Here is a 25,748-nt window from a genome sequence, read left to right as displayed (position 1 = left end):
AGCGTACATCGGCGAGCGAGCTCATCTTGAGCGTGGTTACTCGTCGACGGTTCCGACCGTTGGAGAGACCTGCGGGAAGTCGGTGGGCTGGCGGTGCTCAGGGACAGTTGATGACGTTCTGTGTCATACCCTGCCTCGACCCCGATCGGATCCGCGGGAGGGGCCGTCATTGCAGAGCTGGTCACCACCGCGGGGCATTCTTGCAGAAGCCTCGGGTCCAAATGAATTCCAGGCCTGGGAGAGGTCATGCAGACGTTGAAGACCCAGCCACAGCGTTTGGGAGCCGGGTTGAGTTTTCGAACGCATCACGTAACCACCCAACGAGGCAATCATCCGGACCATTTCGTTCAGCGTCGGGGGGCTCTGAGGGAGCACGTTGTTGTGCGTGACCATGTAAACGGGTTTCCATTCACAAGGCTCGAAGACGACTTCGCAGTCCAGGTCGGGACACTGCTGGCTGAGCCGACACAGATATAAGATTTTCCACGCAACGATCGAGTACACGGCTACGCAATTCAGCAGTCGATCCATCTCCTCGAAGTACCGTTCTTCAATGCGGCAACCTGATTTCAATGTTTTGAAATAAACTTCGATCTGCCAGCGGATGCCGTAGTATTTCACAATCAATTGAACCTGTTCGAGGTTATCGATCGGCAATGTTGTCAGGAGAATCCATTGGATTGGCTGTTGTCCTTCTGGAGGACTTGGTTCTTCTATCAGGACAACATTCAACGTCGCTTCAAGGAGTTTGCGGTCGGGGCGGTGAGGTGGTCGAAGTGTGACCGTCGCCGTGCGAATTTCCACTGCCGCGACCCGAGCATCTCGTTCTAGTGTGCGTTTTCGTTTATTCGCCTTCACCTTGGGAGTCCGACGGCTCACTTTGACGCTACACGACAACAAACTGGGTGACGCCCGCAGTGTTTCCACCAAATTCTTGGGGTGATTGCTCAGAACCCTGTTGTCGTGGCAGGCGCGTACCAGTAACTGCAATTCCTGTCCTTCACCTGTGTTTCGCGGCTCGGCGAACAGTTCGTAGATATCTGCTTCACTATCTCCCACACAGATGCACTGGGTGTCAGGGCAGACTTTGGCGACCTCTCTCGCCGCTCGAAGGCCTTCCAGCCAGCGGAAACTCTCTTTGTCTTCAATCGGAGTCGCCATGCGTCTATCTCGCTTTTCCGAACGAGGGACCTGCGTCTCAATCGATTTGCGAACCCAGGTCTTATTCCAGGTTTCGCCCAGAGGAATCCCGTTGGTATCAAAGGCAATCAACGGATGAACGAACGCGCCAAAGCGTGTTTTAAATTCGAGCGGGCCGCTTTCTCTGACTTGCTGCCTGGGGCGAGTGACATCCAGTTGGGTCGTGTCTTGAACCAACACGACCACGTCTGTTTGGCGAATTCGCTCATACGTGGCGGCGACATGGGGAGAGCGGATCGCCTCGGGGGACACCTTCCGATTATCGCAGAACCGATAGGCCCCTTCCATTTCGGCGCGCCCCTTCATCGCGGCCGGAATACTCATGTTCGGCTTCTCAGAGACGCGTTCCATGATCCTGACAAATCGCTTCGTCAACCGCTTGTCACCGAATTGGGCGGTGTCCAACTGATCAAGGATCATCTCCGGCATGGCAAGGACTTTCACGAGAGAATTGAAACCAATCCTCACGCAATCCTTGCGTGAACACGTCCAATGATGACTCGCTGTCCAGGTCGCACACAAAAACGGACCACGAAAATCGCTTCTATTCAAATAAAAACAACTCACGACAAATCAACATCGGCAATAACCGCCGGAAGACCGAGAAGACAAAGATGTGTGGTACGATGAGACCCTGCGTCGGTGGAAGCAACGACTGAGCCGCTAAGAGCGATCAAGTGCGGCCTTGATCGACCCAGTGTCAAACTCACCCACCGTCCCGACGTAGTAACTGCCGTCCCCACATAGTAACTGAAGGAAAAGATCCGCCTCATTCCGTGAGCCTAGGCCAGGTTGTTCAGGTAGCCGAGTGCGATCTCTTCCGGGGAAGAGGTCGCAGGAAAACCCGCCAAAAGATGCAGGTGGTCAGGCAACAACGCGAGGCGAGAGATCCCATATCCTTTGGCTTGAGCAACCGAAGCACCATATCCCGAGTGCCAGCCAGTGCTTCGTCACGAACCTCATTCCAGCGTCCGGAATGCACCAGCACCAGGTGCATGCTGTAGAGGTACGCTCCATGCGCCGTCGTCTGCCTCTGTGAGAGGTCCACCTCAGGGAAGGCCAGTTGAAATTGCTGCAGAGCGTTCTGAACTCGATCGTCGGCCATGCGATGATGGTCCAGTTGAGATGCCACGTACGCCTCGACCACCTCCCGTTTCGCATTGCCGATCGCCGCCAGCAGAAACTTTCTGCGGAACGCTTTCGGCGTGGTCTCTCGAAGCAGGTGCTGCAGCCGTCCCTTCACAGACTTCACGATGGAAGGGGGAGCCACCTCCGGCCGCGTCGAGAGAAATAACTGACAGGTGGTGTCTCCAGGGAGCAAGCGAGCTTCAAGAATCCGTACCCCATCCGCCTCAACCCGCTCCCTGAGTTCCGGCAACCAACGGTCTGAGGCCGGTAAGGGCTGACTGGCGAACAGCGACAGCGACCACCGTAGCTGGTACCTCCAGAAGATCGAGGACGATTTGATAACGGATCTTCAATTGTCCGTTACGGCATCTCCGCATGTTCTTCAGAATTCGCCGCTTGTCATGACGACTCGGGCTTTGAATAATTCCTTCCATGGGAATCTCTCCTTGAACAATTGGTTCCAAATCACACCCAATTATACCCTTGGAGCGATTCCCTTCTTTTCAACTACTGACCGAGCATATTCGCGCACGGTGATTTAGGACTTGTCCTCATGGGTAGAAAGAAACAGTTGGAAGTCTGGCAAAAGTATCTGCGCAACATAAAAAATGCCTATCGAGGTCGCGAACTGAGTTTTGAAATCTGAGTAATTGACATCGAGTCGACCATTTCTCCAAATAGAATTTGCCATGAGAGGCGGAAAAACTGTGAACTGGAGCACCGGTAAGATCGCTTTCTTAATGTTCCTATTGACGTGTGTCCTGTGGACTTACGTTTTCATAAATGCCGACACTTCGTATAAACGCCATGTTGTGTTGCGGCACATTAAGGCACTGCAGAACGATTTAAGAAAGAACCCAAGCGATCCCACGTCAATTGCAAAGCTCATAAACATTACGAATGGTAATTATTCCTTTGGCGCCACGAAAGCAACAATAGCCTTGGGTGAAATGGCACCGTTCTCCCTTGCAGTACGAAAGCAGATGGTGCTCCTTTTAAACTCGCCAAATTTGTATGTCCAGCGCGAGGCGGCCATCTCACTGGCGAATTGCGGTGCAGGGTCGGTGGATGTAATAGAAGAAATGGTAAACTATTTAGAAACAGAACATTCTTCAAGGGATTCCGTAGGATTCGTCGTGGAAGCGATTGGAAATATAGGGTGTCCAGCTAGTCAGTACATTGCAGTGTTACGATCCCGGCTAGGCCAGGGCAGCGTACTTGATATGCAACTTCTTGAAGCGATAAACAAGCTTGAGAACTGTAGTACTGAATGATGCTCTATTTAATCCGCCGCCAGAAATTCTCGAAATGAGCTTTCTTTGGCGTAATTTTGTTTAAACCAGGTTGCGGGTCAGATGCACGTGGGTGCGGGACTCAACGTGGACACCGCCAATACTGTTCGTCGCGAAGCTAAGACTCATCGACGACACAGCAGGTTGACGGCTAGTAAGCGTAATTCAGTTCGAGCGAGTCGGCATACATTTAGTTTGGGCGATAACGGAACACCCGGATGTGACCACACCCCCGGAGGATTCTGCAGCGATGGCGCACCAGTATTGTCGCGTGGCATTAACAGTCATCGTCTTGCTGTACCCATGAAATCAACGTTCCGCAGCACCCCTGTCGGTAACGATCTGCTCGCTGTCGGGAGGCGACGGCCCCACGACCGTTGAATAGGTAATGCGTCGAGAAAATCGTTATCCTTGTCGGTCAGATGGAACGAGTATTTTGTCGCCCCCCTTCTGGAGAAAAGTATGTTGCTGCGCTTTGCTCTGCAGTCCGTCACTGTGGCCCTCTGCCTGATTGGTGTTCAGGTCCTTGCTGCGGATGCCCCTCCCGAAAAAGAAGGAATGGTGACATGCTTTAACGGCAAAGATTTGAGCGGCTGGGACGGAGACCCGCGCCTGTGGAGTGTGAAGGACGGCGTGATCCGGGGTGAGACGACGCCAGAGAACGCGGCGGATGGAAACACCTTCCTGATCTGGAAAGAAGGTCGCACAAAGGACTTCGAACTGCGACTTTCGTTTCGCTGTAACGCCACCAACAATTCCGGCATTCAATACCGATCCCGTCATATCACCACCTCTGATGTACGGAACAAGTGGGTGGTCAGAGGTTACCAGCATGAACTGCGTAACGAAGTGGCGTTCCCCAATGTGGCTGGATTTATTTATGACGAGGGTGGCAAACGGGGCCGTATCAGCCTTGTGGGTGAACAGGTCAAGTGGGACCAGAATGGAAAGCAGGTCCTTCGCTCCGATCTGATCGATCAAGCCACCTTTGAAAAGTTGTTCAAGCTGGACGATTGGAATGATGTCGTGATCATCGCCAAAGGCCCGCTCATTCGGCACTACCTCAACAACAAGCTGATCATGGAATGTGAGGACCAGGATCCTCAAAATTCCTTTTCGGACGGCATCCTGGCACTGCAACTCCATGCCGGAAAGCCAATGTGGGCCGAGTTCAAAAACATCCGAATCGCAGAAATCAAAGCGGAATAGCTGCCGCTTCGTACGACCGATCCTGTGTCAGTGGATCGACGCAAACTCGTTGGAGTTGAGAAGAGCCCAGAACAGATCCTGATAAGCCGCAGCGGGACTGACGGCACCATTGGCGGACTTGCCCGCAGTGGTCGCAGCGTCCCGCAGCAGTTTCTTCATCGAGCTCAATTCATTGGGTTCGGGCAAGCGGGAAAGGGTCGCCAGACACAGCGATCGAATCTTCTCGGTCTCAGACGATCGTTGACGGACCACCTCCCCCAGGAAGCTGCCGGCGGACAGATCCAGAGCCTTTTCGATCAGCGGCCCATTCATCAGCGACAGTGCATTGCCGATGGATCCGTCGAACGTCATCGCCTCATCATTCTCGTCCGTGTTGTACGACACCACAAACTGACGCAGCCACTGTTGCCGGTTCTGCTCTGCATGCACCCAGTCGACCGCCCCCACCTGGTGCGCTTTCGTCGCAGTCAGGAAGGAATCATAGGTTTGTTCGGCCGTCATCGAGCGGACATACATCCGGCTGAACGCGGGGATGTCACCCAACGACGGATCATCCGACCGATTCGATTCCGAGAATCGGCTGCTCAACTGATACGGCTCGGATCGACAGATCCAGCGAACAAGTTGCTTGATGTCGTATCCACTGCGAATGAACTCGGCCGACAGGACTTCCAGCAGTTCGGGATGGCTAGCAACCTGATGCGGACCCAGGGTGTCTAATTCTCGCGTGAAGCCGATCCCGAAGAAGTGATCCCACATCCGATTGACGAAAGCCGACGCCAGATCCGGCTGCTCTCCTGTCGTCATCAATCGTGCCAGTTCCCGGCGGCGATTCGTCTCGGCCCCCGGATCTACGTCGGTCCCATTAAATCGAGGATAAGCGACGCGCATCAGCCCGGTTCGGGTTTCGAAATACGTAGGTCCACCCGCATCGCGTGTCACCAGTTCGGTGAAAGCCGCCAGTTGTCGGCCGGTCTGCTGGTCCCGACGAATCCGGCGCACGCTGGCGGTCTGCTGGAAAAAACTGTTCAGCTCCCAGAACTCAACCTGCTTCGTTTCATTGAAGGGATGGTTGTGGCACTGGTTGCAATGGAGCTGCCGCCCCAGGAACAGCTTGGAGCAGACCGCGGTCGCAGGTGTTGCCGCGTTATTCAGGTGAGCGATGAGAAAATTCGTGGCCCCATTTTCCGAATTGTTCCCTTCGGCCGAGATCAGATCGGCCACGATCTGATTCCAGGGCCGATTCTCGGCAAAACTCATTCGCAGAAACTTGGCGAATGCTTCGCGATTGACCAGCGGGTTGGAGGCCCGCCCGATCAGCAGGTTTGACCATTTGGTCGTGAAGTTCCGAACGTAGGCTGAATCTTCCAGCAGGACTTCAATGAGTGCCTCTCGTTTGTCGTCACTCTTATCCGCGAGGAATGTCTGACTTTCCGTGACGGTTGGGACACGGCCCGCCAGATCCAGGTAGATCCGGCGCAGCCATTCCGCATCGTCGGCTCGGAGCGAGGGCTGCACCCCGATCTCTGTCCAACGCGATTCGATCTCTTCGTTGATCCGGGTGACAATGGCCCGAGTCGACATGGGTGGCTGAGCGACCACAGACTCGGTCGAGTTCGGTGCAGCAGGAGTGGCGTTTTCCGGGACCTCAACGCGGGGTGCCGGACTGATGTTCCCCACCGTGACAGGAGCTTTGGGCGAGCGTCGGATTCGGTCGCGAACCGTCCCGGATTGTAACCGGTCCGTACCCCGATCTTCTGGTGCCACCTGGGTGACTTCCGCCGGTGGTTGAGTTCCGGGAAGCCGCCAGAGTCCCCAGGTGACGACACCCAGACAAAGGGCGACCGCTGCCATCATCCCTACCCCGCGACGGTGCGTCTTCGCAGGAGTGACAGCCCGAACGCTTGGTGGGGGCTGGACAGGACCGGCGTAAACCGGCAGCTCCTCCGAGGAAAGTGGTTCAGGTGAACCGGCCCCGGCCGCATCCCAGTACAGGGTGCCATGCAGGTCCATGTATGTGAGGTAAGTCCAGCGGGCTTCGGGGGACGACAGGACGAGTTCTTCCAGTCGCGCAGCGTCGGCCTGGGTCAGGCGGTCCTCACACAGTAGTTCAAGCAGCACTTCCAGTTCGGTGGGATTGTGACGGGGATGAGTCATGACGCCCCCTCTGCCGCGAACTTCTGCTGAATGCAGTCGAGTAGCGATCGACGAATGCGGCCGAGCGACTGATACACGGAATTCGCCGGTCGGCCAATCTGCTCAGCCAGGTGCTTACCACGTTCTCCCGGAGCATACCGCAGCTGAATCAATTCACGATCCTTGGGGCGTAATCGGTTCAAGCAGTCGACAAGCGCCGCCCGACGCGACTCCAGCTCTTCTGATCGTTCCAGACTTTCCTCGGCCACCGACTGAAGAAATTCGTCACTAAAGACCAGTTTTTCCCGACGTTTTCGCGTCCGAAACTTCATCACTTCGAAATTGGCGATCTGGCTGACCCAGGCCAGAAAGTTGGTACCGGGTTGATACTTGGCACTCTTACTCCAGATCACCACGTTCGTCTCCTGCAGGATCTCTTCGGCATCCAGAGGATTCGAGACCTGAGACAGGATATAGAGGAACAGCCGCCGCTGATGGTGAGTAAACAGCTGCACGAACTCACCACTGGGGGCAGAGGCCTGAGGCTCGGTAGTGGCGTCTTCTGTCACGATTTCACCGGAGAACTACGGAAAACTTCCCGCCACACCTCGACAACACCGACGGCAAGTTCCACGGCCGAAGTGGTTGTCGCCTCAGGGATCAACAATCGTCTGTCATACAAGAAACAGACGAGGCCTCGTCTGGAAAATTTGTCCGGGACGCATTCCCCGAATGAGGACCTCGATCTGTTCCTACTCCCGGCACTCAAGAGAAAGAGAAGAAGAGCCGCTTCGTCTTTCCCCTGTCACCAGGATTCTTGTTATCCGATCAGTTCCTGGATGGCTGTACCGCCGTTTGCCAGCTTCATTGGGCGACCATTCTTGGACTTGTGAACCGTATCGAGCGGAATCCCCAAGGCATGGGCTACGGTCGCCCAGACGTCACCGGGCTGGTACGACTTGCTGCTGGCGACAGAGATGCCGTCAGCGTCGGTTTCACCCACAGCCAGTCCCCCCTTCAATCCTCCACCACCGATCATGACTGACCAGCTATTGGCCCAGTGGTCACGACCGACGTCCTGGTTGATGCGAGGAGTTCGTGCGAATTCACCCATCCAGACCAGCACCACGTCATTCAACATGCCACGTTGCTTGAGGTCTGCGGTCAGTGCAGCAATCCCGGCATCCAGTGCAGGAAGCCGCTGCGTCTTCAAGGTCTCGAAGACGTTCGCATGCAGGTCCCAGCCACCAAAATCAACCTCGACGAACGGAACCCCGGCCTCGACAAGTCGTCGTGCCATCAGCAGGCTGCGACCGAACTGTCCGCCGCCTCCCATGGCACCCCCACGTGCGGGGGCTCCCGTGTAGGCGTCGAGAACTTCCTTCTTTTCCTGATCAATCTTGAAGGCATCCATCTGCTGCGACTTCATCAGGTTGACCGCCTTGACGTAAACGTCCTTGTGCGCCTGCCCTGATTCCCCTCGCTGCGACTGAATGAAGTTATCTTCGACCGTATTCAGCATCCGCAGGCGCTGTTCGAGTCTGTCCAGTCCCAATCCACCCAGTCCCGCGTTATCGATCTGCCCGCTGGTGTTAACCAGGAACGGCGAATGGGTCATCCCCAGATAGCCGGGGCTGGAACCACCACCGCCGATCGAAATGAAGGCGGGAATTTCAAGGTCTTTCCGCTTCGTTCCCAGTTCGTAGCTGACGACCGACCCGAACGCAGGATGAATCACCGTCGGAGTGGGTACGTAGGACGTGTGCATATAGTACCGACCTCGGCCGTGATCGGCTTCGCGGGTACTCATGGCACGAATGACCGACAGATTGTCCATCACCTGAGCCGTCTTCGACATGTGCTCACTGATCTCCAAGCCGCCACTGGTGCTGATCGGCTTGAATTCGCCCCCATTTTTGGAATTGGGCTTCAGGTCCCAGATGTCGATCGACGGCGGACCACCGCTCATCCACATCAGGATGCAGGCCTTCTGGCGTTTCTTCAGATCCGCCGCGTTTGCCTTCACGTGAGAAATGAAATTCATCGCGGGCAAGACAGAAGCGCCCGCTGCCAGGTGCCCCAGAAAATGACGTCGCGACATGCCCGAGGGTGTATTCAGATTCATAACGCGTTCCGATGTGAAAAGGGAGACTCGAGAAGAAGTGGAAATGGCCGACGCACGTCAGTGATTGATGATAAACTCGTTCGAATTGAGCAGTGCCCAGAACAGATCCTGATAGACCGTCAGGGGATCCTGGTTACTGTTCAAAAAGCGTTGGGCGGCTGCAATCTCGGCCTTATTTGGCATCCGGCTGAGGGCAGACAGATAAAGCCGCTGGATCTTGTGATTGTCGGTCCCCTTGCCTGTCAGCAACTGATGCAGATAACTGCCCGGTTTCACACTGACGGCGTCCTGGACCAGAGGTCCATTCATCATCATCAGCGCCTGAGGAATCGTGCCGTCGAAGGAAGTCGCTTCGTCCCCTTCATCGGTTCCGAAGGTCTGCACGAACGACTGCAGCCACGCATGTCGCTGGACTTCAGCCTGTTCCCAGCCCGACCGTCCGGATTTGTGAGCATTCGTGGCGACGATCAGCGAGTCATAAAGCTGCTCTGCCGTCATTGGCTTCACATAGACATGAGTAAAGAGGGCCGCTTCGCCAATGGCAGGGTTATCCTGGGCGTTCTTCTTCGTCGTCCGACTTGTCAGGTTGTAGGCTTCGCTGTTCGCGATCCAGCGGATCGCCTGCTTGCAGTTGTATCCACTCTTCACAAATTCATCCGCAAGCCGGTCGAACAGTTCGGGGTGGGTCACCGGAATATGCGACCCGATATCGTCGATCGGGTTGGTAAAGCCATAGCCGAAGAAGTGAGCCCACAAGCGATTGATGTAGGCCAGAGCAATCATCGGGCGATCCCCAACCGTCATCAGTTTGGCCAGTTCGCGACGTCGATCGGTTGTGCTGTCGGGATTGATGTCGACACCGAAATAAGATGGATAAGCCACCTTCATCAGGCCGCTCCGTTTTTCAAAATAGACAGGCCCGGAAAAGTCCCGTTCGACAATTTCCGAGAAGTCGTCGACCATCTGTCCCGTCTTCTGATCGAACCTGCGGTGATCGACCTTGGCGGTCTGGCGAAAGAAACTGTTGAACTGCCAGAACTGATCCTGCTTCCAGTCGTTGAAGGGATGATCATGGCACTGAGTGCACTGAACCTGCATCCCCATGAACAGCCGCGTCGTCTTGGCAGTCATCTGGATGCCGTCGTCCTGATCCTGCATCTGGGCGAGCAGAAAATTCGCTGCACCGTTCTCTTCGTAGTGACCTTCCGCGGTCACCAGATCACTGACGATCTCATTCCAGGGACGATTCTTGCCGAACGCCTCACGAAAGAACTTCTGCATCCCGGTTCGGCTCACACGGCGTGGAGTCTGCTGTCCGATGCACAGATTAGTCCAGATGGTTGTCCAGTTGCGGGTGTATCCCGGATCATCCAGCAACCGGTCGATCAGTTGGGCCCGCTTGGCCTTGTCCTTGTCCGCCAGAAACTTTTCGACGTCTTCGACAGCGGGAATGTGCCCGACAATGTCGAGGTAAACGCGTCGAATCCATTCCGCATCATCCGCCACCGGAGAAGGTTCGACCTCGTTGTCTTTCCAGGTCTCGCGGATCAGGCGATTGATTTCCTGCACCACGATGTCTGCACCGCGCGTCCTGATCGGCTCTTCCGCCGCAGCAACCCGCAGCACCGACGAATCTGCCACGAGTGGCAACAACAGGACAAGCCCCGCCATTGCACGAACGCAACGTCGGATCGAGGGCTGGCCGTTCAATTTCGTCGTCGACAACATCATGGCCTGCAACTCCTGTCTAATTCCGGGCATGGAAGAGGGTGGGTCACAAAGTACCCCCGGGACCGCGCTGCAACTCCAACGCAGCTTTTCCATCAATATAACAACACGAACGAAGAAAACGTTCGTCCAGATCTCTTTTGTTGAACCGACCTGCTCCACAACATGCTTTGTTGTAGAGCCTTGCGATGAAACCGCTCCTTCCGCTCGCCCCCGCAAATCCGTGGTTTCACTGAACCGGTTTGCATCCCCGCTTTTATGGATAACAAGCCTGACTAATGAGGCGAACATGGGTTGACAGTCGATTTCGGATTGGTATCTTACCCCCGTTCGAAGCGACCGTGAACGATTCACGGGTGCCGCGCCGGGGCGATTATTGACGCCCTGCCCGCGATCGCGGCAAGTCTGAAGGATTCTTCCAATGCTCGTGCTCACCCGTAAACTCGACCAGGTGATCAAGCTCGGCGACGACATTACGATCAAGGTTGTGAGAATGTCGAATGGATCTGTGCAACTGGGAGTAGAAGCTCCTCGCAGTCTGAAAATTATGCGAGCCGAATGCCTTGAGCGGAGTCTGGCCCATTCGCCAGAACAGAAGGTCGCCTGACCCCGAAGCGCCGTAAGCCGCTTCCGCTGCATGACGACATGCCGAATCGGGCATGATATGCTGCCCTGCCAACAACCCAACTATGGCATGGCAGCGCACAATGACCACCCCCCCCCGCCCCGACGACAGTCACCGGTACGACATCGCGATCGCTGTTCTGGCAGCAATCTCCATCCTGGTGCACCTCGCGATCCGGTTTGGAGTCGGCACCGCACCCACCGCCGGTCCGCTGCCGATCATGGACTGGCCGCTGGTGATCGCTCTGGTTGTGGGAGGTCTACCGCTGGTCATCGGACTGCTGGGGAATCTGGTGCGCGGCCAATTCGGGTCGGATCTCCTGGCAGGACTTTCGATCATGACCTCGCTGCTGCTGGGAGAATACCTGGCAGGAACGATCGTTGTGTTGATGTTGTCCGGGGGCGAAGCCCTTGAGGCCTGGGCCATTCGCAGTGCTTCGTCCGTCCTGGATGCACTGGCCCGGCGCATGCCTACAAAGGCTCACCGCAAGGAAGCAGACGCCATCGTCGACATCGCCGTCGATCAGGTTTCGGTCGGAGACGTCCTGGTTCTGTTTCCGCATGAAATCTGTCCCGTGGACGGAGTCGTACTGGAAGGTCGAGGTTCGATGGACGAATCGTTCCTCACCGGCGAGCCCTACCTGATGCCCAAATCTGCGGGCTCGACAGTGATGTCGGGGGCCTTGAACGGCGAATCGGCCCTGACCATTCGTTCGCACAAACTGGCTGTCGATTCCCGCTACGCGCAAATTATGAAAGTCATGCAGGTCGCCGACGAAAACCGTCCTCGTATGCGGCGAATCGGCGATCGTCTGGGAGCCTTTTATACTCCACTGGCGATTGCCATTGCGGCCGTCGCCTGGTGGCTTAGTGGCGAGGTCACTCGCTTTCTGGCCGTGCTTGTGATTGCGACGCCGTGTCCATTGTTGATTGCCATCCCCGTCGCGATCATCGGCTCGATTTCTCTGGCGGCACGTCGCGGGATCATCATTCGCGACCCGTCGGTTCTGGAACGAATCGACACCTGTCGCGTCGCCATCTTCGACAAGACGGGTACGCTGACATACGGTCGCCCCGCTCTGACCGAAGTCATCTGCGGCGAAGGAACAACAGAGCAAGAAGCCCTGGCATTCATCGGCAGTATCGAGCGTTATTCCAAGCATCCGCTCGCCTCGGCCATTACGGCTCGGGCTCATGACAAAGGTGCTGCCACGCTGGAAGTGACTCAGGTCCACGAACCTCCCGGACAGGGACTTGTCGGGACCGTTGGCGGCCGACAGATCCGCGTCACCAGTCGCGGCAAACTCACAAAAGAAGCTTCGGACGAGCGCGTGGCCCGCATTCTCGAACAGCTTCCGCCGCAGGTCGCCGGCATGGAATGTATCGGGCTGATCGATGAAACAATCCCTGTCACTTTTCGCTTTCGGGATCAACCGCGGATGGAAGGAGCCCCCTTCATCAAGCACTTGAGTCCCAAGCACCGTTTCCACAAAGTAATGATCGTCTCCGGTGACCGTGAATCGGAAGTCCGTTATCTGGCAGGTCTGATCGGCATTTCGGAGGTTCACTTCAGTCAAACTCCCGAGCAGAAGCTGGCTCTGGTCCGTAACGAGACCAAACAAGCCAACACGGTTTTTGTCGGTGACGGAATCAATGACGCACCGGCACTGACTTCGGCCACCGTCGGGATTGCGATGGGGGGAGCATCCGACATTACCTCTGAAGCCGCTCATGCCGTGATCCTCGACAGCTCACTCAGTAAGGTTGATGAACTGCTGCATATCGGCCAGCAGTTACGCCAGATTGTTCTACAGAGTTCACTCGGCGGCATGCTGCTGAGCATCGGAGGAATGATCCTGGCGGCATTCGGACTGCTGTCGCCTGTCGGCGGCGCAATTGCCCAGGAAGTCATCGATCTGCTCGCAGTACTGAATGCCTTGCGGGCGGCTCGTACTCCCCGGCAGCTCACGGACTTCAATACACCATCAACGGCGCGAGAGGCCGCTGCGTCTTCCCCTCGATGATGCACTGATGAGGCCCTGATGACGACTTACTTCGTGACAGGCAGATAATCCTGGAAGCGAGCAGGAAGTTTGTCTCCCAGCTCCTTCCAGACCACGGGGGTCAATGGAAGTGCGAAATTCACGGGCCAATTGAATTCTTCCTTCAACTTTGCTGCAAGTAACCGAGGTCCCTCAAAGCCCCGAGTCACGCTCAGACCCTGGACCTGATTTTTCTCCTGACGAATTTCCGTGTCGAGTAAGAATTCATTGCTTTCCATTCGATCTTCGAAGAGTTGTTTAGCAGCCATCAGCGATTGATTCTCTGGAATCACAAAGCCGACGACATCGACGATTCGATGGTCATACTCGTGTTGATTCGGGGGCGCACGGTTCGCTAATTGGCGATACGCGAGATCGGTGGGCCTCAGCGCCTCGTCAGAAAGTTGCTGATGATTCTTGAGTGCCGACTCGAATCGAGTGGCCAGGAAATAACGGTGATCTTCATGGTCACGGACAGACCACAGGATCCGTCCACGAAAGTTGCTATTCGAAGTGCGGTCGAACGGCTCAGCCAGATAGGCTTGAACGAGCGCTTCGAGCATATTCTTCGTCTTGGGTTTATTCAGGTTGTACCCGTAGTACACAGCAGCATCACGGAAAGGAAAAGGCCCTCTTGGATCCACGGCCTGGAACATGATCTCGCTCAACATGGGATCAAGGGGCCAGCCTAAGGCGCCCGAGATCCACCCGAACATCTCATTGGGTGTCTGCTTCGATCGCCGGACGCCGCGTCGAAAAAGTCTCAGCAGCTCACGGTCACTCATTTCAAGGCTTTCCTTCTGCTGATAAACCTCATCCAGCTTCCGGCCCGCGTCCTCATCGTCGGCAAAGTAGTTTTCGAAATCCGGGGCAACCCATGTAGTCGCGTTGAAGGCAAAGCTTTCCCCCACTTCCGGACGGGTGTACGTCGGGCGGGCGCGGACCGGGATTCCCCCCGGCAGATATCGTCCAAATTCACGGAGACGACATTCCCGCAGGATGCGAGGCGATAACAGAAAGTTGAAATCCAGCTTCGCAAAAATGTGCTGCTCCAGCCGAGTCACAAACTCATGTCGAGCCTTTTCCCCCTGAAGCAACACAACCGCCGTTTCATAGCCGTCGACGACTCGAGTGACGAAGTCAATCACAAGCGTCTCTTGACCGCGCATCAGCTTGTCAGTCTGTTCCCGTAGAATCTGCGCGGCGTGAGGATGACTGGCCGAGAGATCAGTTCGATGAAAGGCAACGATCCACTTCCCGATGTGATCGAACCGCTGCATCTCAGGTGGCATCGTCTCGAACAGACCCCGATAGGTGTCGATCGCTGCGCAGACGGTTCCTTCATCAAGATCTTCATGCGAGTCGAGCAACTGAAGTAACAGCCTGCGAGTCTCCTCGGCATCACCGTATGTCTTCATCCCCCAAATGATGCGAGACTGGTCGGTCACTCCCCATTCCTGATACTGCTGCATCAGCGTGCGAACGAGGTTGGGCGATCTTTTCAGCACGACCGTCGGGCCATGGTAGAACGCCGTATGAGCAAGCTCGTGCTCTGACAGATCGCTGGCGTGATACAACAATTCGATCGCGCGAGGATCCTGCGGATCTCTATTCCAGACGAACTCATTGCCCAGCGCTCCCAGCAGCCGAGTCTTGTCTCGCTGACAGTTCCGCAATCCCCTGCGAATCAGCGCCAGACGCTGATCAACGTCAATCGGCCACTTGCGAGCCCCTTGCAGACACGCTGCAAGTTCTTCTCCCGCAGTCTTGTCGTCCGGAAAGAATGTCTTGCTGTCAGGTGGCTCGTAGCGGTCTGTCCGGTTCCAGGCGAAAGGTGGTTTGATCAGCCCCGGTACTTCGTCAGGCGCAGAACGAATTTCACCGACCAGCACCGTCTGCATCAGCATCAGGAAGGCGAGAAGGCAGTAACCCCCAGGGCGTCTGTTGGCGGTGATGTTTCTCATCCTGCCCCCTCCATTTCGGCTGATGGCGTAACTCCCTGATACAGCCGCAACCGACCCGCAACGGTCGCGGCTGTCATTCGTCCCCCGTTATTCTAACCCAGTTCCACCTCCACCACATGATTCTGCCGGTCATCTTGCAACGGAATCAGACGATCTTCGCGATCCACTCCATCGACGGTGACGCGTTTGACATTACGGCTCGGCTCGGGTTGAAGAACGGTGATGTGATAGAACGTCTCGCGATAACGGTAATGAATGACGATCGACTTCCACTCGACATTCAGGCAGGGAGCCAGCCGCAGTTTGTCCACTTCAAGACGGAGACCCAGCAGCGATTCGGTAATCAGGCGATACATCCATCCCGCCGAACCGGTGTACCACGTCCATCCACCGCGACCGGTGTGAGGCGACACGGCATACACATCGGCAGCAACGACATAAGGTTCGACCTTGTAGATCGCGATCTGCTGGGGTGTTGTCCCATGATTAATGGGATTGATCATCGAGAAAAGTTCCCAGGCGCGTCGATGATCTCCAAGGGCCGCAAAGGCCATCACCGTCCAGATGGCGGCGTGCGTATACTGTCCCCCGTTCTCGCGAACGCCCGGGACATAGCCCTTGATATAACCCGGATCCAGAGCCGACTTGTCGAACGGAGGATCGAACAACTGGATCAACCCACTTTCGCGGCGGACCAGCCGTCGATAAACAGCTTCCATCCCCATGCGAGATCGTTCAGGATCCCCCGCACCTGACAGGATCGACCAGCTCTGCGGCAGCGAATCGATCTGGCATTCCGCATTCGTGGCGGAACCGAGCGGTTCGCCATTGTCAAAGTAAGCACGGCGGTACCACTCACCGTCCCACGCATTCTTTTCCACGTTTTCTTTCAGCCGGGCCGCTTCCACCTCGCAGCGATCGGCAAAATTCAGATCCCCCCGCATTCGAGCGATCTGCGAAAATTCCACCAGAATTTCGTAGAGGAAGAACGCCAGCCAGACGCTTTCTCCTTTCCCTTTCTCTCCCACCAGATTCATGCCGTCGTTCCAGTCACCGCACCCGATCAGGGGCAGCCCATGGACACCAAACGACAGCCCGTTGACGATGGCCCGAACGCAGTGTTCATAAAGCGATGCTGCCTCTGCGGAATGGGTGGGGAGGTCGTAGTAGGCTTCTTCGTCATGGTTAACGGGGCGACCTTCAATGAAGGGAACAATTTCATCCAGCACTCCCGTATCGCCTGTCCCCAGCACATAACGGCAGGTGACCAGCGGAAGCCATAGGAAGTCGTCGGAAAAGTGCGTTCGCACCCCGCGGCCCTGCGGAGGATGCCACCAGTGCTGGACATCCCCTTCCACGAACTGGCGCGATGCACATACCAGCAGGTGCTCCCGAATGAGCCGAGGCTCGGAATGCAGCAGCGCCGCCACATCCTGCAGCTGATCACGAAATCCGAAAGCGCCGCCAGACTGGTAGTAACCGCTGCGAGCCCAAAAACGGGCGGACAGTGTCTGGTACAACAGCCAGCCATTGGCCATCAGGTTGAGGGATGGATCGGGGGTTTGAACGTGCACGGCCCCCAGAGCCCGGTTCCAGAATCCCCAGACACTTTGAAGCATCTGCTGTGCAGGCTCCAGCCCGCGGAACCGCTGAACGAGCGTCCGAACATCTTCGATATCGCGGCCGACACCAAGCGTAAAGACGATTTCCCGTTCGCGGTTATCGGGAAGATCAAACGTGACCTGCATCGCGCCACAAGGATCAAATCCGGCTCCGACCTTTCCGGACAGTCTCATCCGCGACAAGGCGTCAGGCTTGGAGACGCTGCCGTTTCGCCCCAGAAATTCAGTCCGATCCCCCGTGACACTGCGCATCGGATCGCTGACATCCATGAACGCAATCCGTTCCGAGAATTCGATGCTGTAGGGATTTCTCGCCACTAACGCTCCGCACTTCGGATCGATTTCCGTCACGACGTGCATCTGGGTTCTCGAACGCATTTCTCCCAGAACCCATTCGCAATAGGCCGTCGCTGACAGGCGGCGAGACCGTCCGGAGACATTCTTGATTTTCAGCATGGCAAACTTGATGGGTGCGTCCGTTGCCACATAGACCCAAAGCTCAGAAGCAATGCCATTGTCGGCGTATTCATAGACGCTATACCCGAACCCATGACGACACAGATAGGGTTGGCTGCCACGCGCTGGTTGCGGTGTGGGAGACCAGTACTGCCCGCTCTCTTCATCACGAATATAGAACGCCTCGCCAGTGGAATCCGAGACGGGGTCATTGTTCCACGGGGTAACGCGATACTCGTGTGCGTTCACGCACCACGTGTACGCCCCCCCGCTTTCTGTGATCACTGTCCCGAAGTGCGGATTGGCAAGCACATTCACCCACGGAGCGGGAGTCGACTGATTCGCTTCCACACGAATGACATACTCATGCCCGTCGGCAGTGAATCCCCCGTAACCGTTGAAGTACAAGAGATCGCGACGCGGAGGCGAGGCAAATGACGGTGCTTCCTGTCGACGAGGTCGTGTGGGAACAAGTTCGGCCACTTTCACGTCGGTTCGGGCTCGCCGCTCTATCTGATCAGCCAGTGCCCCTTCGGAATCAACGATGATGGCGCGCGCGACTGTCTGTAGCAGGATTCGATCCTCATCAGACATCTGCTCACCTCGCCGGACGAAGATGCCGCCCGGCCGGTCCATCATATGCGCCCCCATCCCTGACGAGATGACCCCGATGATCAAATCCTGCAGGACCTGCCGGTAGCCTGATGAGTCCTCGTTCCAGATCACCAGATCGACGATCAATCCTTTCAGGCGCCAGTAGGCGTGAGCCTGTACAAGTTGCCGCACCAGCTCAATTTTCTCGGCATTGGAGATCTTCAGCAGCACAATCGGCAGGTCGCCTGAAATACCGTGCCCCCACAGACCTGATTGTCCTCGTTGATTCTTGGCGAGAATCAGCGGATTCGCACGACGCAGGTTCGATGCAAACACAATTGAACTGGCCAGGCGACCATACAGTTGCGCGGCCGCCTCCGTCGCATTCAGTTGGCGAAGCACAACCTGACCGTGGGTCCATGCCATATCGAAGATACGATCCGCCAGATGACGGTCATGGTACTTATCGATCAGCGACATCGCTGTTTCGCGTGATTCGGCCATCCCGATCACAAGGTCAACAATGGTCGCTTCATCGGGTGCAAGCGTCACCCGGCGACGGATGGCGACGATCGGATCGAGCACCGAACCATCGCTGTTGGTCAAGTTTGCCGCCCGTTCGAGTGCCTGGGGATTCGCCGGTGTACGGTTTCGACCAATGAACTTCAAGCGGTCCGTTTCGTATGTCGGTTCTCCTTCTGCAGGTCCCCGCACGTCCAGCAGGTGAATCATCCAGGGAGGATTTTCGTTGCTGGACCGCGGACGGCGAGTGCAGAGGATCGCCTGCCGTGAAGTCAGAATTTCTGTCTGCACGAACAAATTCGAGAATGCCGGATGCGTGGCCTCGGAGTTCGGCGCCGCCAGTACGACTTCCGCGTAACTTGTGAACTCAATCGTCCGGGGGACCTTCGACCGGTTTACAATCGTGGTTCGTCGGATCTCAATGTCATCTTCCGGAGAAACCGCAATTTCCGTGTGCAGTTTGATCTGGCTGTCGCGTCGGCGGAATTCAGCACGCGCCTGTGAGAAAATCGCTTCGTATCGTTTGGTCGGTTGCAGTGTCGGCTGGTGTGATGTGGACCAGACCTCACCGCTGCTCACATCGCGCAGGTAACAGAAGACTCCCGTGTTGTCGCGTGTCGCGTCTTCTCTCCAGCGGTTGACGGTCAGCCCTTTCCAGTGGCTGTATCCTCCACCACTGTTCGTCACCATCACGTGATACCGGCCGTTGGAGAGCAGGTGAACTTCCGGCGCGGGCGTGTTGGGAGTCGTAAAGACGCGAATCAAAGCGGCACTGTCGGCCGAGGGGAGACTTTCCGCAGCCGCCTCGTTGGCGTGCGGATAAAGGGGTGCGGCGTGAGGAATGCGTTCCTGAAGCAGCAGATCGGCGGCCTGGAACTCGGGGTCGCTGTCGAACCGTCTTTGCATTGGTCGATTGAGCAGAACATAGGCGAACGACAGAAACGCCATTCCCTGATGGTGCGCCATGTACGACTGCACCACGGCGTGTGTCTGTCCCCGAGAAAGGCGTGACGGAGTGTAGTCGACAGCTTCATGAAACCCATACGCCCCTTCGAATCCTTTCGCCTTCATGATCTCCAGATTGATGCAGGCCTTCCGCGGGGAGACCATCAGTGCCATCGCCGTTGCGTACGGAGCGATGACCAGATCGTCAGCAAGTCCCCGCTTGTAACCCAGCCCTGGAACACCAAACGCCCGGTACTGGTAGTTCATATTGGCATCGGTAGCGTTGTAACCCGATTCCGAGACCCCCCACGGAACACCGCGCTGCCGTCCATATTGAATCTGGCGGTCAATCACCGTCTGGTACGTCTGATCAAGCAGCGTATCGTCATAAGTGGGCATCACCAGCAGCGGCATCAAATACTCGAACATCGATCCGCTCCACGACAGCAGCGTCAACTGCCCGTGAGATCGGGTAAGCGAACGCCCCAGCGCGAACCAATTCTCTTGCGACAGTCGGCCTTGTGCAATGGCCACGAAGCTTGCCAGCCGTGCTTCCGACGCAAGAAGATCATAGAAGCTGCCGTCGCGTCGCAGTTCACTGACGTTGAAGCCAATCGCGAGCAATCGACGACGAGAATCGTAAAGGAAGTCATACTCAATATCGGCGAACTCGGCACATTGTTCGGACAGTTCCTCGATCTGATGTACGCGTTCACATGCCGTGTGAGTCGACTGTAAGACCAGTTCTCGAAGATGTTCCAGCCATTTCCGCTCTGCCGGTGCCAGAACAGGGCCCGTTTTCTCGAGACTGAGGATCCTGTCAATCCCCGGCAGCAGTTGATGATCGAAATCGCACACCTCTCGGAGAGACGGAATTCGATTCAGCCGGTCGACGATCTCCTGAAGTTCCCTGGACATCGAAGCCGGCTCATGGCTGCCACTCCGATGGACTTCCGGCGGAATCGCTGCGTGCGCCAACCACAACGCAACCGATGACAAGTCGTCAAGAACTCCACGACATTGCTGATTCAGATCCTTCAGAATCTCACGCACAGCCTCCGATTCCCGATTGTGACCCCATTCCACAATGGCAGCCGAAGCGGTTTGCATCTGTTGCAACCATTGCTGGGTTTCCAGCAGAGTCGCTGGACGCGTCTGAGCATCCGCTCCGCGTCGCAGAAGCTGCAGTACACTCTCGAGAGTGGGCAGGTTGTCAGGTGGCTTTGGCCCCGAGGAAATCATCCCCGAGCCCCCCTTCGCTGACGCCCCGTTCAGGGAAGCCTGCGCCCCGTCGCCACCTTCTTGCGCTCTATTCTTTTTCGACTCGACTCGCCCCTGAACTGGCTCTTTGGACGTTACCTCAATCAGACGCTGAGTGACTGCCAACGAGTTGAGGAAACCTGTCGAGATCAGCCGATTGCTGATCAGTTCCTTCAATCCACGCCGCAGGATCAACAGGTGCCCGGCAAGGTTTCCGCTGTCGACAGCCGATACATATTTCGGAAAGAGGGGAGTAAGCGACTGGGTGTCATACCAGTTCAGGAAGTGACCATGAAATCGCTCGAGCGACTCCATAGTCCTCAGAGTATTCCCGGTCCGCTCCAGCAAGCGACCGGTCGAAATATATCCGAAGTCATACGCGGCCAGGTTTGCCAGGAGCGACATCCCGATGTTGGTCGGTGACGTCCGATGAGCCACCACCGGCGCAGGATACTCCTGAAAATTATCGGGGGGCAACCAGTTATCTTCCGGCCCCACAAACGTCTCGAAGAACTTCCATGTCTTACGCGTCAACTGATGCAGAAACAGCTTCTGGTCTTCATCCAGCGATTCAGAGCGTCGCGGAATCTGCTGACTGATTTTCCAGGCGATGTAAGGGGCAGCCGCCCAGAGCATGAGGATCGGGAATGCCACCCATAACGAGACAGGCTGAACCACAGCCAGCCCCAGTGCGATCACCAACGCAAACGCCGGGGAAAACCACATTCGCCGGAAGCTCGATTCGAGATCATCGGTCAACTCACTTTCCGCATCGCTGGCCGTCTTCCACTCCAGCATCTTCCGGTGAGTCCACAAACTGCGGACAATGGTCCTGATGATGGCATCCGCGCAGATGAAAGCATCATACGGCAGGAAAATGAAAATCAGTGCGGCCCGGGCAAGGCTCATTCCGATCGACTTGACGGCGGGGCGCAATGTCGATGCCTGAGGGGACTCCGCTGCTTTCCGAACCAGGGCGACAAGTGACACGCAAACGGACGGAATCACAATAATTCCCAGCACCGTCACGGTCCACAACTGGGCGTGCGGATGCACCAGCCAGCCGAGGACCAGAACCAGCGTCAGCGCGAGGGGTACCAGGCTTCGGCGAAGGTTGTCCAAGATCTTCCAGCGGGACAACAGGCTGATGGGGTTGTCCCGTCCTGGAATCAACCAGCCGGCAATCTGCCAGTCGCCTCGAACCCAGCGATGCCTTCGACTGACATCCGTCTCGAATTTCAGCGGAAAGCTTTCGAATACGGAAATGTCGCTGGCAAGGCCTGATCGGGCATAGCACCCTTCCAGCAGGTCGTGGCTGAGGATGCGATTCTCGGGGAACCTGCCATCCATCGTGCGTGAGAACGCGTCGATATCATAGATCCCCTTGCCGATAAACGATCCTTCCCCGAAAACGTCCTGATAGACATCAGATATCGCCTGAGTATAAGGATCGATCCCCGGCTCGCCCCCGAACAACTTGAGATACCAGGAAGGTCTCGTCTTCTCAAAACTGATCGCCACCCCCGGTTGCAGGATTCCATACCCTTCAACGACGCGGTTTCGCCTGGAATCGATCAGAGCCTGATTGAGCGGATGGGCCATCGTGCCGATTAATTGCCGGGCGGCGTCTCGTGGTAACAGAGTGTCCGTATCCAGCGTGATCACGTACTTCATCTTTGGAAGAGACTTGACGTCCCCCACGATGACGGAAAACGCCTCCGTCGCACCTGTCAATAAGAGTTGATTGAGGTCTCCGAGTTTGCCTCGCTTTCGCTCGTATCCCATCCAGATCTTTTCTTGCTCGTTCCAGCGACGTGGCCGGTGAAAGAGGAAAAAAGATCCGCTGAAGGTCAGTGATTCACTGCCGTTCATGCCGGGTTCGACGGCCCCCCGGTACTTCCAATTGAGTTCCTCGATTCCTGCTGCCGCAGCCGCGATCAACTCTTCATCACCCGGCATCACTTCTTGCTCGGCATCTCTCAGATCCGTCAGCAGGCAGAACCTGAGGTTCGGATCCCGATTCGCCAGATAGCGAACTTCAAGTCCCTCAAGCAGCCGCTTCACCGACTCTTTCGAAACCAGCATCGTCGGAATCGCGACCATCGCACGGTCGCTGTCGGGGATCCCCGCCGAGAAATCCATCCGCGGCAATCGGTGCGGGCGAATCAGCATCGTCGTCAGCCAGTTCACCAGCCCAACCCCCAGATGGCTGCCGCTCAGTGTGAGCAGCGCTGCCAGGAACCAGAACCAGTAAGGATTGGTGCCAACAGCCGGCGACAGATTCAATACCAGTGCGGCCACCGCAATCGAAATCAATCCGATCGAGCCAAGGTAATTCGTCAGCGGGAAGTAACTCGCCACTCTCTTCACGCGCGAGAACAGCGTCCCCTTCATCCGGCATGCGGCTTCGAGATCGTGCAAACCTTTGCCGACGAGGTAGTACCCGACATGCGATTTCCGATTCGTGTGGCCATGCGCCAGTTCGCTGCGTCGGGCCAGCTGAATGGCTTGAAACGCCACCTCTTTTTCCGAGAGATGGCTATATTTGGCGACTTCTTCCACGACATGGCGATACTGGTCCCGTGTGTTGAAATCCATCCGGGCATAAACGCGCGCCGGATCCTGCCGGAGGGCCACTTCGACGACACTCAGCCGCTCGACAAAGTCACGCCAGTCAATCGCCTCGAGTTCCCGCAGACTGTTGATGCTGTTGCCAATTGAAACCTGATCGACGGCCTGCTGATGTCCCTCGGTCTGCACCATCTGTTCGATCGTCTGTCCGTTCTCAGACAATCGTTGCTCGACCCAGGTGAGCGGGAACGCCAGTGACGGACTTTGCCCGCTCAACCGGCGAGCCAGTTCGGCGACGAATGCACTGGAAAGGACCGGGTTAGGCCGGGCCATATCGGCCAGACAGAGAACCAGATCCTTCGGAGTCGTCTCAACGCAGTGGATAAAGCGGCCTGCCCACAGCGTCGCAGCATCCCGGTCGATGCGTCCCGTAGCAATGCGGGCCGCCACACGGCGCAGATTCTCGATCAGCGCCTGTCGCATCATGATCGGGACAGCCCAGAGTTCGCCCAGCTTCAGCGGACGCTCGCGCTGGTAGGCGGCCACGAATGTCCGCAGGCTTTCCGCATCGATGCGACCATCCACATGGGAAATCAGCTCCAGCGCCAAATCGTAGACGCAAGGATAACCTGCAGACGGCCCATTCAAAAGCCGCGGCAAGTCCCGGCTGTACTGACGTGGCAGGTGCCGCCGCGCCGTGCGAATTTGTTCCTCGATAAGGTAGTAGTTGTCCAGCAGCCACTCGCCCGCGGGGACGTTGTGGCGGTCGTTCTGCACCGCTTCGAGAAGCAGCTTATACGTTTGCTTTAGAATATTCTGATTATCAGTCAAACGCAGCAACAGCCGGTCTGGAGCCGGGTTCGGGTCAATCTCGTGCCACGCCGCCAGGGCTTCAGCGTGTTCTTCGAGTTGAGCCAGACTGAAGAGATCCGAGCGAAGCGGCAGATCATTCCCAAATTCGCGGAAAAGACCATCGACTCCGATTCTCGCCTTGAGGCGATCAATCCCTTTACGAATCGTTTTGCTACGTAACTTCAAGGGCATGCTGTCCATCCAAAGAAAAAGGCCGACGCAATCTAACCCCGCTCCAGAGGTCTACCGCGTCGGCCCACTATTCACCTCGCCTACCGTTCAGGTCTGCTACCGAAATTAGTCTTCCGATGTTGTGATCTGAGCAGAGTCTCCGCTCCTGCTGCCAGATCCTGACAACAGTTCTCTTAGCGGAAATCCCCCCCAATCACAACCACCAACGCGTCTCGCGGGTCCATGCAATCGGAGTACCACATCCATGTGCGATCACGATTTACGTCAAATTACATCAATTTCCTGTGACGGCCTGATGCTGACTCAACATTGAAATGAAGCCCTGGAGGACCAGGCTGGTCGATGAGCCGCCATTCTCACTACTTTGATCTGTTCCCTCTCACAGGCCGTGCACGCGGACTCTTGCGACAGCCCGTCACGGGTTGACGGGGATTGCCAAGCAGCTCTACATTTTCAAAGTGGATGATTGCGACTTCAGATCAACTCGTCCGCAAACCGAAGTATCCCGTGTTAAAAGTGTGGTTAACGGGGGACGGGGAAGCCACTTCTTTCCGTCGTCCAAAAATCACAGGGAACGAGATTACGTCGACTCTACCGATTCAGGGGTTGCGGAGTGAGTCTGCATCTGTAGAATCTAGCGTTTCGACGAACCGAGTTCTGTTACTGCGGTCCAACACGTCCGCGGCCTGAACTTCATTGCGAGCAACCTCGTGGTGAGCGTTTCGGCCATAATGTCCCGTGAAAGAGCCTGAGTCATGCCTTTGTCGCGAACTACTCTCGAAAGACAACTTGCAGCCGCCAACGCGGATTTGGCAACTTTCTCCAACTCACTCAAGGAGAAAGGCTTAGGGGAAGCCGAATTCAAGCGAAACACCAAATGGCGCTCGCTGAACGCCACAATCCGTACTGTCCGTCGACGCCTGGCCGCTGTTGGAGTGACTGAAGCCAACACCGCCGCTGTCGCCCAGCGGAAGGCTGAAAAGCTGGCAGCTGCAGAAGCCGAATAGTTCCTTCTGCGCCTCGATCCCAGCCCTGAACCGACGAGCGACAAATCTTCCCGACCGGGAAGCGGAATCAGCCAACGCCGATAAGTCAGTCCCTTCAGGGTTTCCCATCCACCGCCATTGGATGTGAAAGCCAGCACCAAAATACGATCGTTTTCTCGGAGAGGTGGCAGAGCGGCCGATTGTGCAGCACTGGAAATGCTGTGTCTGGGAAACCGGACCGAGGGTTCGAATCCCTCCCTCTCCGCATCTTGAGGGCCTGCAGAACCCGCTAAGGTTTTG

Annotated in this window: 14 protein-coding genes and 1 tRNA gene; 6 read left to right on the top strand and 9 right to left on the bottom strand. The window is 56.4% G+C overall.

Annotation, left to right across the window (positions count from 1 at the left end):
• Nucleotides 1–123 precede the first annotated feature (123 nt).
• The 3 genes from ACGY09_RS15225 to ACGY09_RS15215 all read right to left on the bottom strand — a co-directional run bounded on the left by ACGY09_RS15225 (nucleotide 124) and on the right by ACGY09_RS15215 (nucleotide 2,762).
• Nucleotides 124–1,629 carry an IS4 family transposase gene (locus ACGY09_RS15225; RefSeq protein ID WP_397568394.1) on the bottom strand — a complete coding sequence of 502 codons (1,506 nt, stop codon included), beginning with the start codon at nucleotides 1,627–1,629 and terminating at the stop codon, nucleotides 124–126.
• Nucleotides 1,630–1,996: 367 nt separating this feature from the next.
• Nucleotides 1,997–2,521, bottom strand: a complete 525-nt coding sequence (locus ACGY09_RS15220; protein ID WP_397568393.1) for a hypothetical protein — start codon at nucleotides 2,519–2,521, stop codon at nucleotides 1,997–1,999.
• Nucleotides 2,522–2,552: 31 nt separating this feature from the next.
• Entirely contained in the window at nucleotides 2,553–2,762 is a 210-nt protein-coding gene (locus ACGY09_RS15215) for a hypothetical protein (protein ID WP_397568392.1), read from the bottom strand.
• 273 nt (nucleotides 2,763–3,035) lie between these two features.
• On the opposite strand from ACGY09_RS15215, the gene ACGY09_RS15210 reads away from it, so the two are divergent.
• The gene (locus ACGY09_RS15210; protein WP_397568391.1) at nucleotides 3,036–3,602 is read left to right on the top strand and encodes a HEAT repeat domain-containing protein; all 567 of its coding nucleotides are present in this window, start codon (nucleotides 3,036–3,038) and stop codon (nucleotides 3,600–3,602) included.
• A gap of 480 nt (nucleotides 3,603–4,082) precedes the next feature.
• On the top strand, nucleotides 4,083–4,829 hold the full coding sequence (locus tag ACGY09_RS15205; protein WP_397568390.1) for a DUF1080 domain-containing protein: 747 nt from the start codon (nucleotides 4,083–4,085) through the stop codon (nucleotides 4,827–4,829).
• 27 nt (nucleotides 4,830–4,856) lie between these two features.
• On the opposite strand, the gene ACGY09_RS15200 is transcribed toward ACGY09_RS15205, so the two are convergent.
• From ACGY09_RS15200 to ACGY09_RS15185, 4 genes are all read right to left on the bottom strand, one after another.
• On the bottom strand, nucleotides 4,857–6,986 hold the full coding sequence (locus ACGY09_RS15200; protein WP_397568389.1) for a DUF1549 domain-containing protein: 2,130 nt from the start codon (nucleotides 6,984–6,986) through the stop codon (nucleotides 4,857–4,859).
• The gene (locus tag ACGY09_RS15195) at nucleotides 6,983–7,534 is read right to left on the bottom strand and encodes a sigma-70 family RNA polymerase sigma factor (protein ID WP_397568388.1); all 552 of its coding nucleotides are present in this window, start codon (nucleotides 7,532–7,534) and stop codon (nucleotides 6,983–6,985) included. Before ACGY09_RS15195 ends, ACGY09_RS15200 begins: the two co-directional genes overlap by 4 nt.
• Nucleotides 7,535–7,785: 251 nt before the next feature.
• Entirely contained in the window at nucleotides 7,786–9,090 is a 1,305-nt protein-coding gene (locus ACGY09_RS15190) for a DUF1501 domain-containing protein (protein ID WP_397568387.1), read from the bottom strand.
• Between the two features lie 57 nt (nucleotides 9,091–9,147).
• Entirely contained in the window at nucleotides 9,148–10,821 is a 1,674-nt protein-coding gene (locus tag ACGY09_RS15185) for a DUF1549 and DUF1553 domain-containing protein (RefSeq protein WP_397568386.1), read from the bottom strand.
• A gap of 418 nt (nucleotides 10,822–11,239) precedes the next feature.
• On the opposite strand from ACGY09_RS15185, the gene ACGY09_RS15180 reads away from it, so the two are divergent.
• Both ACGY09_RS15180 and ACGY09_RS15175 read left to right on the top strand, forming a co-directional pair.
• On the top strand, nucleotides 11,240–11,425 hold the full coding sequence (locus tag ACGY09_RS15180) for a carbon storage regulator (protein ID WP_373649392.1): 186 nt from the start codon (nucleotides 11,240–11,242) through the stop codon (nucleotides 11,423–11,425).
• Nucleotides 11,426–11,525: 100 nt separating this feature from the next.
• A complete protein-coding gene (locus ACGY09_RS15175; RefSeq protein WP_373649393.1) occupies nucleotides 11,526–13,466 on the top strand; it encodes a heavy metal translocating P-type ATPase in 1,941 nt (646 codons plus the stop codon).
• Between the two features lie 26 nt (nucleotides 13,467–13,492).
• On the opposite strand, the gene ACGY09_RS15170 is transcribed toward ACGY09_RS15175, so the two are convergent.
• Both ACGY09_RS15170 and ACGY09_RS15165 read right to left on the bottom strand, forming a co-directional pair.
• On the bottom strand, nucleotides 13,493–15,448 hold the full coding sequence (locus tag ACGY09_RS15170; RefSeq protein WP_373649394.1) for a hypothetical protein: 1,956 nt from the start codon (nucleotides 15,446–15,448) through the stop codon (nucleotides 13,493–13,495).
• Between the two features lie 92 nt (nucleotides 15,449–15,540).
• Complete coding sequence (locus ACGY09_RS15165; protein ID WP_397568385.1) at nucleotides 15,541–24,462, bottom strand: GH36-type glycosyl hydrolase domain-containing protein; 8,922 nt, start codon at nucleotides 24,460–24,462, stop codon at nucleotides 15,541–15,543.
• Between the two features lie 755 nt (nucleotides 24,463–25,217).
• Between ACGY09_RS15165 and ACGY09_RS15160 the strand changes: the two genes are divergently transcribed.
• Together ACGY09_RS15160 and ACGY09_RS15155 are read left to right on the top strand one after the other, a co-directional pair.
• A complete protein-coding gene (locus ACGY09_RS15160; RefSeq protein ID WP_373649396.1) occupies nucleotides 25,218–25,469 on the top strand; it encodes a hypothetical protein in 252 nt (83 codons plus the stop codon).
• 157 nt (nucleotides 25,470–25,626) lie between these two features.
• Nucleotides 25,627–25,713 (top strand) — tRNA-Ser (locus tag ACGY09_RS15155).
• Nucleotides 25,714–25,748: the final 35 nt, after the last annotated feature.

This window comes from Schlesneria sphaerica (assembly GCF_044336245.1).
GTDB lineage: Bacteria > Planctomycetota > Planctomycetia > Planctomycetales > Planctomycetaceae > Schlesneria > Schlesneria sphaerica.
The sequence above is the reverse complement of the archived record's forward strand: the minus strand, read 5'-3'. Positions and strand labels throughout refer to the sequence as shown.

Coding starts and splice junctions, on each gene's coding strand:
- ACGY09_RS15225 (WP_397568394.1), bottom strand. CDS start 1,629: ATGCCGGAGATGATCCTTGATCAGTTGGACACCGCCCAATTCGGTGAC.
- ACGY09_RS15215 (WP_397568392.1), bottom strand. CDS start 2,762: ATGGAAGGAATTATTCAAAGCCCGAGTCGTCATGACAAGCGGCGAATT.
- ACGY09_RS15205 (WP_397568390.1), top strand. CDS start 4,083: ATGTTGCTGCGCTTTGCTCTGCAGTCCGTCACTGTGGCCCTCTGCCTG.
- ACGY09_RS15200 (WP_397568389.1), bottom strand. CDS start 6,986: ATGACTCATCCCCGTCACAATCCCACCGAACTGGAAGTGCTGCTTGAA.
- ACGY09_RS15190 (WP_397568387.1), bottom strand. CDS start 9,090: ATGAATCTGAATACACCCTCGGGCATGTCGCGACGTCATTTTCTGGGG.
- ACGY09_RS15185 (WP_397568386.1), bottom strand. CDS start 10,821: ATGATGTTGTCGACGACGAAATTGAACGGCCAGCCCTCGATCCGACGT.
- ACGY09_RS15180 (WP_373649392.1), top strand. CDS start 11,240: ATGCTCGTGCTCACCCGTAAACTCGACCAGGTGATCAAGCTCGGCGAC.
- ACGY09_RS15175 (WP_373649393.1), top strand. CDS start 11,526: ATGACCACCCCCCCCCGCCCCGACGACAGTCACCGGTACGACATCGCG.
- ACGY09_RS15170 (WP_373649394.1), bottom strand. CDS start 15,448: ATGAGAAACATCACCGCCAACAGACGCCCTGGGGGTTACTGCCTTCTC.
- ACGY09_RS15165 (WP_397568385.1), bottom strand. CDS start 24,462: ATGCCCTTGAAGTTACGTAGCAAAACGATTCGTAAAGGGATTGATCGC.
- ACGY09_RS15160 (WP_373649396.1), top strand. CDS start 25,218: ATGCCTTTGTCGCGAACTACTCTCGAAAGACAACTTGCAGCCGCCAAC.